Source organism: Microcystis sp. M090S1 (assembly GCF_020246295.1).
Taxonomy (GTDB): domain Bacteria; phylum Cyanobacteriota; class Cyanobacteriia; order Cyanobacteriales; family Microcystaceae; genus Microcystis; species Microcystis aeruginosa.
The window spans coordinates 1-13,798 of record NZ_JADBTF010000409.1; the positions used below are offsets into that span (position 1 = coordinate 1).

The 13,798-nt window shown below is 43.1% G+C and carries 13 protein-coding genes and 1 other RNA gene; 7 read left to right on the forward strand and 7 right to left on the reverse strand.

What is annotated here, in order from left to right:
• A partial coding sequence (locus IM477_RS18030) for a helix-turn-helix domain-containing protein (protein WP_287711671.1) occupies positions 1 to 124 on the reverse strand: 124 nt, incomplete at its 3' end.
• A gap of 770 nt (positions 125 to 894) precedes the next feature.
• Between IM477_RS18030 and IM477_RS18035 the strand changes: the two genes are divergently transcribed.
• From IM477_RS18035 to IM477_RS18055, 5 genes are all read left to right on the forward strand, one after another.
• Complete coding sequence (locus IM477_RS18035) at positions 895 to 1,638, forward strand: energy-coupling factor ABC transporter permease (RefSeq protein WP_287732917.1); 744 nt, start codon at positions 895 to 897, stop codon at positions 1,636 to 1,638.
• A 193-nt stretch (positions 1,639 to 1,831) separates the two neighbouring features.
• On the forward strand, positions 1,832 to 2,155 hold the full coding sequence (locus IM477_RS18040) for a PDGLE domain-containing protein (protein WP_002796648.1): 324 nt from the start codon (positions 1,832 to 1,834) through the stop codon (positions 2,153 to 2,155).
• 154 nt (positions 2,156 to 2,309) lie between these two features.
• Positions 2,310 to 3,083, forward strand: coding sequence for a cobalt ECF transporter T component CbiQ (gene cbiQ, locus IM477_RS18045; RefSeq protein ID WP_287732918.1), 774 nt, complete (start codon positions 2,310 to 2,312; stop codon positions 3,081 to 3,083).
• A 119-nt stretch (positions 3,084 to 3,202) separates the two neighbouring features.
• On the forward strand, positions 3,203 to 3,979 hold the full coding sequence (locus IM477_RS18050; RefSeq protein ID WP_190722793.1) for an energy-coupling factor ABC transporter ATP-binding protein: 777 nt from the start codon (positions 3,203 to 3,205) through the stop codon (positions 3,977 to 3,979).
• A gap of 111 nt (positions 3,980 to 4,090) precedes the next feature.
• Positions 4,091 to 5,281: a HEAT repeat domain-containing protein gene (locus tag IM477_RS18055; protein WP_287732919.1), complete on the forward strand. Its 1,191-nt coding sequence runs from the start codon at positions 4,091 to 4,093 to the stop codon at positions 5,279 to 5,281.
• Positions 5,282 to 5,522: 241 nt separating this feature from the next.
• Here the strand turns inward: IM477_RS18055 and IM477_RS18060 are convergent, their stop codons facing one another.
• A complete protein-coding gene (locus IM477_RS18060) occupies positions 5,523 to 7,763 on the reverse strand; it encodes a glycoside hydrolase (RefSeq protein ID WP_287732920.1) in 2,241 nt (746 codons plus the stop codon).
• A gap of 729 nt (positions 7,764 to 8,492) precedes the next feature.
• Between IM477_RS18060 and IM477_RS18065 the strand changes: the two genes are divergently transcribed.
• Entirely contained in the window at positions 8,493 to 8,786 is a 294-nt protein-coding gene (locus IM477_RS18065; protein ID WP_147069557.1) for a hypothetical protein, read from the forward strand.
• Positions 8,787 to 8,873: 87 nt separating this feature from the next.
• On the forward strand, positions 8,874 to 9,944 hold the full coding sequence (locus tag IM477_RS18070; protein WP_287732921.1) for a WD40 repeat domain-containing protein: 1,071 nt from the start codon (positions 8,874 to 8,876) through the stop codon (positions 9,942 to 9,944).
• A 16-nt stretch (positions 9,945 to 9,960) separates the two neighbouring features.
• Here IM477_RS18070 and rnc read toward each other — a convergent pair whose 3' ends face one another.
• The 5 genes from rnc to rnpB all read right to left on the reverse strand — a co-directional run bounded on the left by rnc (position 9,961) and on the right by rnpB (position 13,483).
• On the reverse strand, positions 9,961 to 10,665 hold the full coding sequence (gene rnc, locus IM477_RS18075) for a ribonuclease III (RefSeq protein ID WP_287732922.1): 705 nt from the start codon (positions 10,663 to 10,665) through the stop codon (positions 9,961 to 9,963).
• Positions 10,666 to 11,158: 493 nt separating this feature from the next.
• The gene (locus tag IM477_RS18080) at positions 11,159 to 11,581 is read right to left on the reverse strand and encodes a type II toxin-antitoxin system VapC family toxin (RefSeq protein WP_287732924.1); all 423 of its coding nucleotides are present in this window, start codon (positions 11,579 to 11,581) and stop codon (positions 11,159 to 11,161) included.
• Complete coding sequence (locus IM477_RS18085) at positions 11,565 to 11,789, reverse strand: hypothetical protein (RefSeq protein ID WP_287732926.1); 225 nt, start codon at positions 11,787 to 11,789, stop codon at positions 11,565 to 11,567. The genes IM477_RS18080 and IM477_RS18085 overlap by 17 nt, the downstream gene beginning before the upstream one ends.
• Positions 11,790 to 11,885: 96 nt before the next feature.
• Complete coding sequence (locus IM477_RS18090) at positions 11,886 to 12,962, reverse strand: hypothetical protein (protein WP_287732927.1); 1,077 nt, start codon at positions 12,960 to 12,962, stop codon at positions 11,886 to 11,888.
• Between the two features lie 67 nt (positions 12,963 to 13,029).
• An RNA gene (gene rnpB, locus IM477_RS18095) (RNase P RNA component class A) lies at positions 13,030 to 13,483 on the reverse strand.
• Between the last annotated feature and the right edge of the window lie 315 nt (positions 13,484 to 13,798).

Below are 13,798 nucleotides of genomic sequence, written 5' to 3' on the forward strand. Positions count from 1 at the left end.
ACCAAGCTTGTGTTCTGAGATGGAGAGCTTTATTGTAAACCAATCTTACACAGCCCAAAGTGCGCCGCAATAGCGACTCTTGTTCGGGTGTGGGGTAAAATCGGAACGAGTAGGCTTTTTCCATACCTCACATTTTAGCATATATTTCGTAAATGTGCTAATATTTAACAGTAAAGCCGTCGTAGAACGACGGGGTTTCAGACCCAAATTTTCGATGACCTCTAAACCAATTACAATTAAAGCATCACCCCCACCAGCAATCCCATAGCCAATAGCGACAAGTAAACCGGCTAGTAAACCGAATCAAGCAACAGTTTTAAGCTGATTCATCTTTATTTGTCTTAGGAAGTGGCAGGTAGAGGAGATGTGGGGAGACCTTTCAGTAATCAGTAATCAGTGATCAGTAATCAGTAATCAGTAATCAGTGATCAGTGAATAAGCTGCCCCCGCATTTAAATTGCTTGTTGAGATGAGGCACTCATGCAAGAGGCAAGAGGCAACAGTAAAGAGATTGAGGGAGATTTAGCTAATTTAAGGATAGGCGGTAAAAATGCGTCTTAGCTTAATATTACTTAAAACTCAGTGGTTAGTGGTCACTAGCCCCTTCTAACTGATAACTGGTTAAGGCATAGCATAAAAACTGAAAAAAACTCGAAAAATTAATAATAATTTAAAGAATTTGACGCTGGAGAATAATCAGATTTTGGCTGATAGCTAAACCTTGACGGCTGGCAAAATAACAGAAATTCTTAAGAAGCTAAAGGGTTTAAATCCCCAGAGAGAGCATTGTAGAATGAAGCGGTTAGTTATCTACTAGAAGATAGGACTTTTCCGTCCCAGCGAAACAATTCTATTCAAATCTTTAACCCAAATTGCCAAGGAGACTGAGTTTTAATGTCTGTTAATTTTCTGGGAGTTGGTTTGTTTCACCCTCTCCTTACCCCTTATCTCGCCCTCCATATTCCTGACGGCTTTTTGAGTCCATCGGTGAGTCTATTTACTTGGATAATTGCCGTCGTCCTGATTGGCTTTTCTCTCAAAAAAGTGCGCGGTCACTACGCTGAACGGGCTGTACCTTTGATGGGAGTTTGTGCCGCCTTTATTTTTGCCGCCCAGATGATTAATTTTCCCATTCCGGGGGGAACCTCCGGACATTTGTTAGGGGGGACTCTTGCGGGGGTTTTACTCGGTCCCTGGGCGGGTTCTTTGGTGATGGCGGTGGTTTTTATCGTTCAAGCTTTATTTTTTCAAGATGGCGGTTTAACGGTTTTAGGGGCGAATATCGTCAATATGGGTCTGATCGGGACGTTTGGCGGTTATTATCTCTATCTAGGGATTAGGAAAGCCCTCGGTTTTCATAGTTGGCGCAGTATGGCGATCGCTGTTGCCCTGGCCGCTTGGACAAGTGTGGTGGTGGCTGCGTTGGCTTGCGCCCTGCAATTGGCTTTATCGGGGACTGTACCGCCTTTAGTCGCCCTTTTTGCCATGTTATCTTGGCATATCCTCATCGGCATCGGGGAAGCGGTGATTACCGTTTTCGCTGTCGGTTATATCTGGCGAACCCGTCCCGATCTTCTCTACGATCCGCCCCATTCCGTTAATAACTCTGTTCCCCCTTCCTACGCTTCTCGTCAATAGACCTCTTGTAAAAATCAAAAATTGTTGTTAGGGTCAGGAGTCGGTTGTCAGGAGTCAGGAGTCAGGAGAATTAAGAATGAATAATAATCAATTAAATGGTCTATTTAAGGATTTTATGCAATTTAATCCTTATTTTTACCGTTTTTGAACCCTCAAAAATTAATTATGCAAGAGGTTTAATAAAGATTAGCCCATGAATATTCGCAGAAATAGCCAATTTTTTCTGATTGGCCTAGTATGTTCCCTAATTATCGCCGTTTTTCTTTCTCCCTTTGCCAGTCCCGATCCCGACGGACTCGATCGAGTGGCGGAAGACTTGCAATTTAGCAAAAAAGAAGACCCTAACGCCCTAGGTAGTCAATTACCTTTCGCCCGAATTTTTGATGGTTATGCCCTCAAAGGTGTTCCCGAAGGTGTCGCCACTCCCCTCGCCGGTTTTCTGGGAACTCTTGCCACTTTCGGCATCGCTTGGGGTATCGGTAAATTAGTGATTGCAAAATCCCAAAATCAGGAGTAAGGAGTCGAGACGTGGGGACGTGGGGACGTGGGGACGTGGGGACGTGGGGCATTTAGCTGAAATTTCCCTAAACCCCTAAATCCCTAAACCCCTAAATCCCTAAACCCCTATATCCCTATATCCCCTTTCTAACTGATAACTGATAACTGAATAAATGTTACACATTGCCACTTTTTCTCGCGAAAATGAGCGCCATAATTTCGGTTTTTGGCAGAGACTCGCGCCCCATACCCGGGTTTTAGTTACTCTGTTGTTAGTTTTTGCCACAGCCTTAACGCCGAATGGTAGCTGGGAAACTTGGGGTATTTACGGATTAGGATTAATTATTTTAATTCTGATCAGTCGGGTGACTATTCCCGTACTTTTACAAAGAGTAGCGATCGAATTTGTCTTTATCGGTGTGGTTTTATTGGGAACTCTTTTTCGTGATGGCGGGGAAATTCTTTGGTCTTGGGGATTTTTGCGGGTAACTAGCGAGGGATTGCTGGTGTTAGGCAGTGTGGCCCTAAAAGCTTTTCTCTGTCTTTGTACGGTCAATATTCTGGTTTTAACGACAGCAATTCCCGACCTGTTACAAGCCTTAGTTACCCTGAAAACTCCCCCTTTATTGGTGGCAATTTTGGCTTCTATGTACCGTTATCTAGCTGTTTTGATCGCTGAATTTAATTCCATGCGAAGGGCAGCAATTGCGCGCAATTTAATGAGTAGTCCCCGATGGCAACGGTTGCTAGTGGGACACATGATCGGCGCTTTATTTATCCGTACCTACGAACGTGGCGAGCGCATTTATCAAGCCATGTTATCGAGGGGTTACACCGGTTCCTTGCCCTCTGTACAGGTTCCCCAAAGCAAGCTGAAAGATTATCTCGCTATAATTTGCATAGTAATTCTGATCCTCTGGGGTCAAATGGTACATCTACTCAGTTGACACTCCCGTTGCCTAAACTTGAAGCTAGATTGACAACCTGTTGCCAAAAAAGCCGTCCTCCGCTACGCTAAAGGACGGGGAACCTTAAACCCAATTTTTCGGTAAAAGTCTCGTTTTTCATGCACCACAACCCGATTTTTATTGAAAACCTAGTTTATACCTATCCTGACGGCACAGAAGCGTTAAAGGGTATTAATTTAGCCATTGAAGCTACGGAAAAGGTGGCTTTGGTCGGGGCAAATGGATCGGGAAAATCCACCTTATTACTGCATTTTAACGGTATTCTCCCGCCGCAAACGGGTAAAATCACCGTCGGTCCTTACCAAGTTAAACCGGAGAATTTAGAAAATATCCGCAATTTTGTCGGTTTAGTCTTCCAAAACCCCGACGATCAGCTATTTATGCCCACTGTCTGGGAAGATGTGACTTTTGGACCGATGAATCAGGGAATTCGCGGAGAGGATTTAAACCATCGCTGTCATCATGCTTTACACGCGGTGGGATTGGATTCCCAGCATTACGGTAAGAGAAACAGTCAGAATCTATCGGGGGGTGAAAAAAAACGCGTGGCCATTGCGGGGGTTTTAGCCATGTTGCCGCAGGTCTTGGTTTTTGATGAACCTAGCGCCCAACTGGATCCCCGATCCCGTCGGCAATTAATACAACTGTTGGCCACTTTACCCCAAACCCAAGTGATCGCCACCCATGATCTCGATCTGGCTTTAGAACTATGCGATCGCACGGTGGTTTTAAGTCGTGGTCAGGTGATGGGAGAGGGAGAAACCGCTAAGATTTTAAGTAATCGGGAATTTTTGGAACAACACGACCTGGAAATACCCCTTTGTTATAGTCGTCCCTACTGTGCGATCGCTGATGCGCCCTCTACTGATGTCTGATGCACAATTTGGAGATTTATTATCGGTTTCTTGCATTATGAGAGAGGACAAAAGCGAGAAAGTCTGACATTCTTGGGATAGGTAGCACGAAAATCGAGGCCATTTCCGACGATGCAAGCTCTGCTAGAAAAAGCTCAGATAGCGTTGAATAAAAAAGACTGGGAGACAGTAAACGCCAGCATACAGCGACTTTTAAACCAAAAAGATGCGATTGAACCGATTATTAACGATGAAATCCTCGATTTAGCCCTAGAAGCTTTAAAAAAATGCGATTTTCAACAGCGATGGGAAATAGCGAAACTATTTCCTCAAATCGGGCAATCGGCGATCGCTCCTTTAATTGCCCTGTTAGAATCCGAGGAACAAGATGGGGAAATGCGCTGGTTTCTGGCGAGAATTCTCAGTCAATTTGACGATCGAGCCTGTATTCTCGCTCTCAGTCAATTATTGCAAAGATCGGAGGAGGAAGAACTCAGCCAAATGGCTGCGGCTGCTTTAGCTAATATCGGCAGTTCTGCGATCTCTAGTTTAGCGCAATTACTGACGGACTCTAATACCCGTTTTTTAGCCGTACAAGCTTTATCACAAATTCGCCGGCCAGAAATTGTCGAACCGCTTTTAACCGTAGTTAAGGATGAATCTAGCGCCATTCGGTCCATGGCGATGGAAGCTTTAAGCAGTTTTCACCATCCCCAGATTACTGCGATTATCCTCGATGCTTTACAGGATCCGGCCATCGAGGTGCGACGGGAAGCAATTAAAGCTAGTAGTTACCTAGGGTCAAATTATCCCCAAGCAGATTTAGTTAACCATCTGCAACCTCTGTTATTCGATATCCACCTCGATATCTGTCAAGAAACGGCGATCGCTCTCGGTCGCATCGGCACAGCAACCTCAGCCAAAGCTTTAAATCCAGTCCTGCAATCTTCCTTAACTCCCGATAGTTTAAAATTAACTGTGGTTCGAGCATTAGGCTGGATCGAGGATGAGGAAGCTTTAAATTACCTAGAAAAGGCTTTATATAGCGAAAATGTCTTGATTTGTCGGGAAATAATCGCTATTCTCGGCCGGCAAACCTCCCAGAAATTACGCCGACAAGCAGGGGAAATTCTCGGTAATTTTTATCACTCCCGTCCCGCGATCCTCGCTCATACGGGAGTTAAACAGTCTCTAGCGATCGCTTTAGGAGAATTAGATCGGGACAATAAAAGTATTTTGCTGACTTTAGCAGCCGATGGGGAAGCAATCGTCCGTCTCCATGCTCTCAGCGCCCTGAAAAAGCTAGATCATGGGAATATCTAGCTAATTTACCGCTGCACAGATGTGGTGAATTTGCCAGTAATCCGCATCCATTTCCCCAAGGATAGCGTTTAATACTAAATCTGGTTATTAAAGACTGATTATCTATTTCCTCTTTTGCCTATTGCCTGTCCTCATAAGTAGCCCATGCTCAACGGATTTAGTATGATTCTAGCTGATAACTAAAAAACTGATTACTGATTACTGATTACTGATTACTGATTACTGATTACTGATAACTGATTTAAGGTCTTTGCAGGAAGATTAATTCTTCAACGGGGAGGAAATCATAGTATTGACCTTGATTGGCTAAAACTGCGATTAAATGGAGACGAGCATCGGGTTCAATGTGTAATCCTTCCCAAGGTACAGCAATCTCCAAACATTGATTAAAAGAAGCTTTGGCACTACTAGGAACTCGCTGCCAAGTAAAATATTCTTGAGCGAATTCTAACCAAGTAAATTCCGTGATTAAATTTATTCCTAGATGATGATGATAACCGTAATCGAGGGGCGATCGAGGGGGAATATCTGCTAGGGTAATTGGACTTTGCAGACGATGCACTTCATCATAATACCAATATAAATGCACTTCTGCGGGAATTTCTTCTCCTAATTTTGCCCCCGTTTTCCAATCGAAACGCAGATAAAAATTGAGGTGATCCCAACCGAAAAAGAGCCTTTGTACTAAGGAAGTCCGGTGCATTGTACCACTGGCGCCGCCAATTTCGATCCGTCCGGCTTTATCCCAATCCTGTTCGTCCCCAAAACCGTCGATAATGGGGTGAATGAAAGCCAGTGGACGATTACTTTGTTTATCTCGGTGTTCTTCCACAGGTTCGAGCAAATAGGAGGGAATTGGCTCATTTAAAGCTTGATAAAGAGCGATCAGGTGTTCGCGGAAAAGTTGGTCAAAAATTGCGTCATGATTGGAGGAATGGCCATAACCAAACCACCAAAACCAATCGGAACCTTCCGCTGCATACAATGCTTCCCACGCGTCGGGGTTATTATCTTCCGTCGCTTCCGGGTGATTAGCGAGGGTTTGACGGGCTAAAATTAGATATTCCCAAGCTTTATTTTTAGCGGGATCGCCGATCCAAGTGGTAAAATTGGCATCGATCCAAGAGCCGCTATGAAGTTTATTGACAGGAATTTTGGCATTAGCGGGAAAGCGATCGAGATATTCGGAGACGGTGACTAATTCGATCGCTTGGTGGTCGCTTAAAAGTTGATAAAGGTTCTCTAGGAAGGGTAAACCGTCTTGATGATAGTTTTCCCAACAGTTTTCGCCATCTAGCGCAATGGTAACTAACCAGGGTTTTTCTAGGGTCGTGGTTTCTGCGTTGGTTTTCAGTTGTTCGGCGATCGCTTCTAGGTGTTTAACTAAGTCTGTAGCGGCCTCGGTTGCTTTCATGCCACTATAGCTAAATCCGATCAGATCCGAGAGACGATGATCGCGGAAAACCATCGATAAATTGCCGTTGCTAGTTTCCAGACGGTAGGGACGATAAAGCAATTCCGGTTCGCTAATATTGCCTTTTTCGTCGCGATGAAAGTAATGTCCCAGAGACCAACCTAACACCCCCTCATCGGAACATAACCACTGAAAACCCTGTTTAGCGACTGCGGGGAGAATCGCGGGACTAACGGATTGTTCCGAGGGCCAAAGTCCTCGAGGATGTTTATCAAAGCGATCGATATAGATTTGCCAAGCTTTCTGGAGATGGCGGGAAATATCTTCAGGATAGTGGAAATATTGCCGAGGAAGGGTCATATTCGGCACTGCTACCCGGCCGGCTTCCGAGTTGGCCAGCAGGGGTAAAATTGGATGGGTGTAGGGACTGGTAATGATTTCTAGTTGTCCGGTTTCCTGCATTAACCGGTGTTGCGGCAAGATACGACGCAGAATTTGACGCTGTTTGGAGATAATTCGCTGGCGATCGCTTAAAGTGAAGTTTTTTCCCTGTTCTAACCAGGCAGCGATTTCTGGGTCACTGTGAAAGATAGGATCAATCCAAGCGAGGTTATGCCAAGCCAAGAGATCGCTATAATCTTGGAGATGCCAATGGCTAATACACCAACTATGACCGTTTTCTTGACGCTGTGCGTATAATTGCCCGTAACGGGGGTGCGGATCGATCAGGGTACGATGGTTAGCATCGAAAAAGTGTTCGAGGATAAAGTGTTTTTGTGCCAGGGTTAACTGCGCTTCTGGGGTGACGGTGAGGGCAAGATAGGGGTCTATAGCTAGTCCGTTGACGTAATCCTCTAATTGCAGGATTAAAGAGGGGACAAGGTTGACAGTTTGGTGTAATTTGGGAAAACGTTCTAGAATCAGGATTAAATCGAGATAATCTTTCACCCCATGCAGTCGCACCCAGGGTAAGCGATATTGTCCCGAAGCATCGGTGCGAGTTTGACAGGATTTGTAGAGGGGTTGGTGTTGATGCCAAATAAAAGCGACGTAGAGAGGATAGGCCATGATAATACCGAGGAAAAGTGCATATAACAGGCTTTAAAGCCGTTATATTAGATAATAATGGACAATAAAGCCCATTATAGATTCTTAAAAGTTGATTTCGGTCACTACCATAATCCTATCAACTGGTTTTGAGGGGGTATCGTCTCTTTGTATTTGTTAAAGGATCGGCTCCTCCGGTGGTGATTATTTGCAGTTCAGCAGTAGAATCTCTAATATTATCGGGACCTGCTGATTTGATATGCGAATCTTCTTTTCTGGGATTTTTAAAACCCAGACCTAAACTAACTTTTGTCTCCGATAACTGCTATAGCAGTTATCGGAGACACATTTTAACCGCCTATCCTTAGATTAGCTGAATTTCCGCCAATCTCTTTACTGTTGCCTCTTACCTCATCTCAACAAGCAATTTAAATGTGCGGGCAGCTAATCAGATTTGAGTTTTCAGTTCACTGATTACTGGTTACTGTTCACTGTTTACTGTTTACTAGACCTCAAATTCAGATAAATTTGACATAATATTAGGTTTTATGGTTGTAATAGTTGTCTCTTGTCTTTTTTATCCTCCTGTCTCGGATTCTCCTCACCTAACGGAAGATTTTTGATTTTTGCAGGAGATATACTGATTACTGATTACTGATTACTGAAAAACCCCCATCACCTCGATCGACAACATTTTTCAGGATGATAGGATAAGCTGGAATTATCGAAACCGTAGAAATAATAGATAAAATGAGTAATCTCCTCTGGCCGCCTTTTCTCAAGAAAGCTTACCGTCAAGAACCAATAACTAGCTTTATCTTTACCGCAGCGGCAGTAGATGTCATCATCGGGGTTGTAGGACAAAGATGGACACTGCTATCTTTAGGGGCAACGATTATGGCGATCGCTATCTTCGCCAGGTGGCGACAGAGCCAAAAAAGCAAGGTAATCAACAAAGAAGAAGCAGCAAGATATTATTTACCGCCCCAATCGGGTCAAGTGGCTTTACCAACCCTGAAAAACGAAAAAAATCGACCTTCTTAGCTCAAAAATCTCCCCTTGCTTGGCAATCAATCCCCTCAAAGGCTAGAATCTATAGCACGGTTCATTTGTTAATATTCAACTAAATTTATGAAATTCCGATTTATCGGTGGAGAGAAACTTGTCGGGGCAATTGTGGTCAGTGTCTTAACCACGCTGACAATCGGGCAACATCAGCTTAGTCATGCCCAAAATCCCATTGCCCCCCCTAAACCCGCGGCTGAAAGTGGCGAAAAAATCCCAGAAACTATCCTAGTAGAAGGTTTAGGCAGACTTACCCTCGCTAAAACCTTAGAAGGGCAACAATCCACCCCTAATGCTGTGATTTTCAGCCCCGATAACCAATTAGTTCTCGCCGGTGGTAGTGATACGGATCCTCTCCTGAGAATTTGGTCGGTAAAAACAGGGCAAAAAGTCTCCCAAACTCGCGCCCAAAGAACCAGCGTCAAAGCTTTAGCCATTAGTCCCAACGAAAGATTATTAGTTAGTAGCGGTTTAGATGGTTCTATTAATTTTTGGAATCTGGTGGAAGGCAAGTATTTAGGAATTGCCCTCGAACACGGCAATACGGTCCTCGCCCTTACGGTTACTCCCGATGGTAAAACGTTAATTAGTGGTGGTTTGGAAGGAATTCGCCTCTGGACAGTGCAACCTCCCCGCCGTCCCCTCTATCGTTTAAATTGGGTGGGTAATTTTGTTTATTCCCTAGGGATGAAATCCGATGGTGTCACCCTTGCTAGTGGTCATGAAAACGGTGAGGTAAATTTTTGGGACATCCGCGAGGGCAAATTTTTATCGAAATTTTCCGCCCATCCCCAAGCGGTTAGCAAGCTTTTATACACTCCCGACGGCAAAAATTTAATTACGGGTAGTTTAGACCGCACGATTAAAATCTGGGATACGAGCAATAATCAGTTATTATTTACCCTCATCGGTCATACGGCCCGAATCCGTTCCCTGGCACTCCATCCCAACGGACAAATTCTCGCTAGTGCCAGTAATGACGGTGTGCGTTTATGGGATGTGACCACGGGTAAACAGTTAGCCTGGTTTGATAATAATTCCGACTGGGTGGAATCCCTGGCTTTTAGTCCCGATGGGCAGTATTTGGCTAGTGGTAATTATGATTTTAAAATTCGCCTCTGGCAATTCGTCCGTTAGGCAAAAATATCTTCATTTAGCCTTTAACCACTTCTAGAAAAGCTGATTTAGCCGCTGCCTGTTCCGCTGCTTTTTTGCTTCTGCCAGTTCCCACTCCTAATTTCTGCTCGTTTAACCACACTTCCGCACAAAAACGTTCTTGATCTAAGCCATTGATTTCTTTGACTAAATATTGCGGCAGTTTTTTGTATTTTGCTTGTGTCCACTCCTGCAAGGCATCCTTATAATTCTGTCGGGCCGGATCTCGACGAATTTCGGCCGCTTTTTCCCTTAGTGGTTCATCTAGCCAAGAACGCACTAAAACCATAGTCTGTGTACTAAGATATAATGCTCCCAAGACCGCCTCAAAAGCGTCTGCTAGTCGCGAAATTCTCCCCGCTTGATCGATACTCGTACTACTTGATACCAACAAATAACGCTCGAAACCGTAGCGATCCGCAAATTCCGCCAGAGTGCGATCGCTAACCATCATCGATCGCAGGGCGGCAAATTCTCCCACTAGCGCCTCCGGATAGGTTTCTAACAATACCTCCGCCGCCACCAGTCTTACCACAGAATCGCCCACAAATTCCAATTGTTCATAATTCTTATCACGGGAAATACTGGGATGAGTTAGAGCTAAATCTAATAAATCCCACCTGACGGGGACATCAGCCGATAAACCCAGCTTTTCCACTAGGGTTTTTAATTGTTTTTGGCGACGCGGATCACTTAAGGACATGGGAGCGGGAAGAAGGGGTGTAGGGTGTGGGGTGTGGGGTGTGGGGGAGAGGGGAGAGAGTGAGTTTCTCAGTTTGTTTTTTAATGTCCTCATACCCAGTTTAAATGCACAACAGCTTATTTCACCTGTAGCGTTATACTCGAAGAAGGATTACCTTTATCAACAACCAAGAAAAACCATGATCGAACAAAAGTTTAGTCTATAAAAACCTCAAATAGAATTTCTCAACCGTTATCAAAAATACGGCTTTAAAGATGCTAATGAGATAGTGAGAGTGGCTCTAGAGCGATTTCAACTAGAACTAGAGGCTCAGGACTTACAGGAATCAGCAAATCTGTAGGCAGCAATTTATGAACAAGATGAAGAATTACAGCAACTTCCCGAATCAGCTTTAGTAGGATGGACAGCATAATAAATCTCAAGCGAGGACTGATTATTGAGGTAAATCTAGAGCCAACTAAAGGTTCAGAAACTGGGCAAATCAGACCTTGTATTAATCTACCCAATTTTCTAAGGATAAATCAGGAATTTGTCTAAAATGTCGCAGATTTCTGGTTACTAACCTAGCTTGATTAGCTAATGCGATACTAGCAATTAATAGATCGGCTCTGCCAATTTTTTGGATTTTAGAAACACTTCGCAAACGGTCAAATTGATTAGCAGCATCTCCATCAATTAAAATTACAGGAAGTTGATTCAGTAGGACTTCTGAACGACAAAAAAGTTTTTGTGCTTTCAATAGATCACTTCCTGAAAAAGCTTTAAGTAGATAATCTATCCTTCCCCGCAAAATTTCAATCTTGGTGACAATCGCAATGGCGACTTCCTCATCCTGTAAGCTTTCTAACCGATTAATAACGTTAGTATTACCTGCGTGGAGATGAGTTAAAGTATCCGTGTCAAGAAGATACATCATCTTCAGTTTCTGAACGTCCTCTAGCTTGGTAAATAGAGTCTCTTAGGTCAGCAAGAGAGCTATCATCCCTTAAAGCACCTGCTTGTTGCAGAAAAACAGTTTTACTCTTTGGGGAAGAGTTAGGAAGGGACGGAGGATTAAAGGCTTTCGTCTCTTGCTTTAATAAAATATCACTGTTTAATTTTTCTGATTTTGGTTTAACTGCCATAATTGCTCCTGATTATTTATTAAAATTTTATCATAAATTTATTGCTAACTACAAGAGTCAAAGTTTTATTTTTGGAAATTTTCAAAACTTGGCGAATTAAAGCTTGACAGGATAAGTATTAACTTGCCAATTGCTTGTAGCTACAGGACAAGCTAAACCCAAATTAGCAATATTCCATTGGATAAAAGCATTATCGTTATTTTTCCAAGTAATCTTAACTGTGCCGACACAGTTACCTGCATTTCCAGACAGCTTAAAATTTCCTTGTAGGGTATCTCCAGTTGTACAACCTTCTGTTTGGGGAGCAGCAATCGTAATTGTTCCTGTAAATGGTGGTTTACCATATCCAAAAACAGTTTCAACTAAACTGAGTGTACTACTACCAAAACAAATTTTATTTAAGTTTGCAATTCTAGTTAAATTACTTTGAGAACGCCAAATTAAGCTTGTTTGCTCAGAAGAAGAGGCGATAGTTTCAGTTGGTTTAAGTTTTTCTTGTTGAAGTTGACGCTGTTTTTCAGCTAATTCTTCCTGGTTTTGTTCAAGCTGACGTTGTTTTTCATCTAGCTGTCGTTGCCTTTCCGCTAATTCTTGCTCTTGTTGTTTGGCTTGATTAGTCTGTTCTGATTGAATTTCAGAGATTCTTTCTGCTAATTTTTGTTGTTGTTTTTTAGAGAAGAAAGTCCAGCCAGCTAAGAAAGTAATACCTATTATTACAGCAGCAATAGTAATTTTTATCCAGTCATTTTTCAGAATCACGTTGCCTTGTTGAGATGAAGGGAAAGAAAGTTCAGTTGGCAGTACTGTCGGCTGTCCCTGTAGCGCCTGTCTCATCATTTGAGCAGTTGTAAATCTTTGATTTGCTTGCGATTTAATAGCTTGATCAATTGCATTGGCTAGAGTTGGACTAACATTTAAAGCATATTGTCGCCAGATAATTTCTCCAGTAAGCGGTTCGGTTTCTAATTCTTCAGGTATTCTCCCTGTTAATAAATAAATTGCTGTTAAACCAAGAGCATATAAATCACTGGAAAAAACTGGTCTTCCTATTGATTGTTCTGGAGGCATGAACCCTGGTGTTCCAATTACAATAGAACTGGTGGAATTACCCCTAGGAGACATCACTGTACCTATTGCTTCTTTAATAGCACCGAAGTCAATTAAAATTGGCATTTGATCGGGGAGAATAAATAAAAATAATCTCCTGAATACTGACTCCTGATAACTGATAACTGATAAAGGAGAGAGTCAGACATAAGCCGAATTCTGTATTTCCCAACAGCAGTAAAATCGCTTTTACCTTTGTTGGAATAGAGGTTATCTATCTGGGATAATTGTCACCAATTACCTCAAGCGGTTCCTAAAAACGGGACAGGAAAAAGACCAACCTTTGTCCCTCCACCTTGCTCCCCACCGGGGTTTACCGAGCCAGTACCTCTCGATACTGCTGGTGCGCTCTTACCGCACCTTTGCACCCTTACCCCCAATCAGTTATCAGTTATCAGCGAATTTACTTTCGTTACTGTTTACTGATTACTGTTTACTGATTACTGAAAAAAGGGGCGGTATTTTTCTGTGGCACTATCCTCACGCTCGCGCGCACTGGACGTTATCCAGCAAGTGTGGTCTTTCGGGAGTTCGGACTTTCCTCGGAATCATTGATAAAATGATCCCGCAACCTCTAGACCAACTCTCTCCTATTCTCTAGTATGACTTACCAGAGACTCGATCGCTCATATATACCGGTCAATATAATAAAGTGAGAAGTGGGAAAAAGGAATTATGAATTATGAATTATGAATTGGCAAGTGGGGAGGGGGGAGTGGCGAGAATAAATAAAAATAATCTGGCTCTTCGGTTTGTGTTATGCAATGGAGGGGGTTATAAGGGATGGAACCCTTATATAGAAAGGCATTTAGCGATTTTTGTCAATTGTTTTTTATCTAGAGCGAACTAATCAATTAAGTCTCTTGCCAGATAAGGATTTAGTCGATTTATGCCCCCCTATC

Excerpts from the sequence above, each read along its gene's own strand:
- IM477_RS18040 (WP_002796648.1), top strand. The coding sequence starts at position 1,832 with ATGAATATTCGCAGAAATAGCCAATTTTTTCTGATTGGCCTAGTATGT.
- IM477_RS18085 (WP_287732926.1), bottom strand. The coding sequence starts at position 11,789 with ATGGCAGTTAAACCAAAATCAGAAAAATTAAACAGTGATATTTTATTA.
- cbiQ (WP_287732918.1), top strand. The coding sequence starts at position 2,310 with ATGTTACACATTGCCACTTTTTCTCGCGAAAATGAGCGCCATAATTTC.
- IM477_RS18060 (WP_287732920.1), bottom strand. The coding sequence starts at position 7,763 with ATGGCCTATCCTCTCTACGTCGCTTTTATTTGGCATCAACACCAACCC.
- IM477_RS18055 (WP_287732919.1), top strand. The coding sequence starts at position 4,091 with ATGCAAGCTCTGCTAGAAAAAGCTCAGATAGCGTTGAATAAAAAAGAC.
- IM477_RS18080 (WP_287732924.1), bottom strand. The coding sequence starts at position 11,581 with ATGATGTATCTTCTTGACACGGATACTTTAACTCATCTCCACGCAGGT.
- IM477_RS18090 (WP_287732927.1), bottom strand. The coding sequence starts at position 12,962 with ATGCCAATTTTAATTGACTTCGGTGCTATTAAAGAAGCAATAGGTACA.
- IM477_RS18070 (WP_287732921.1), top strand. The coding sequence starts at position 8,874 with ATGAAATTCCGATTTATCGGTGGAGAGAAACTTGTCGGGGCAATTGTG.
- IM477_RS18050 (WP_190722793.1), top strand. The coding sequence starts at position 3,203 with ATGCACCACAACCCGATTTTTATTGAAAACCTAGTTTATACCTATCCT.
- rnc (WP_287732922.1), bottom strand. The coding sequence starts at position 10,665 with ATGTCCTTAAGTGATCCGCGTCGCCAAAAACAATTAAAAACCCTAGTG.
- IM477_RS18065 (WP_147069557.1), top strand. The coding sequence starts at position 8,493 with ATGAGTAATCTCCTCTGGCCGCCTTTTCTCAAGAAAGCTTACCGTCAA.
- IM477_RS18035 (WP_287732917.1), top strand. The coding sequence starts at position 895 with ATGTCTGTTAATTTTCTGGGAGTTGGTTTGTTTCACCCTCTCCTTACC.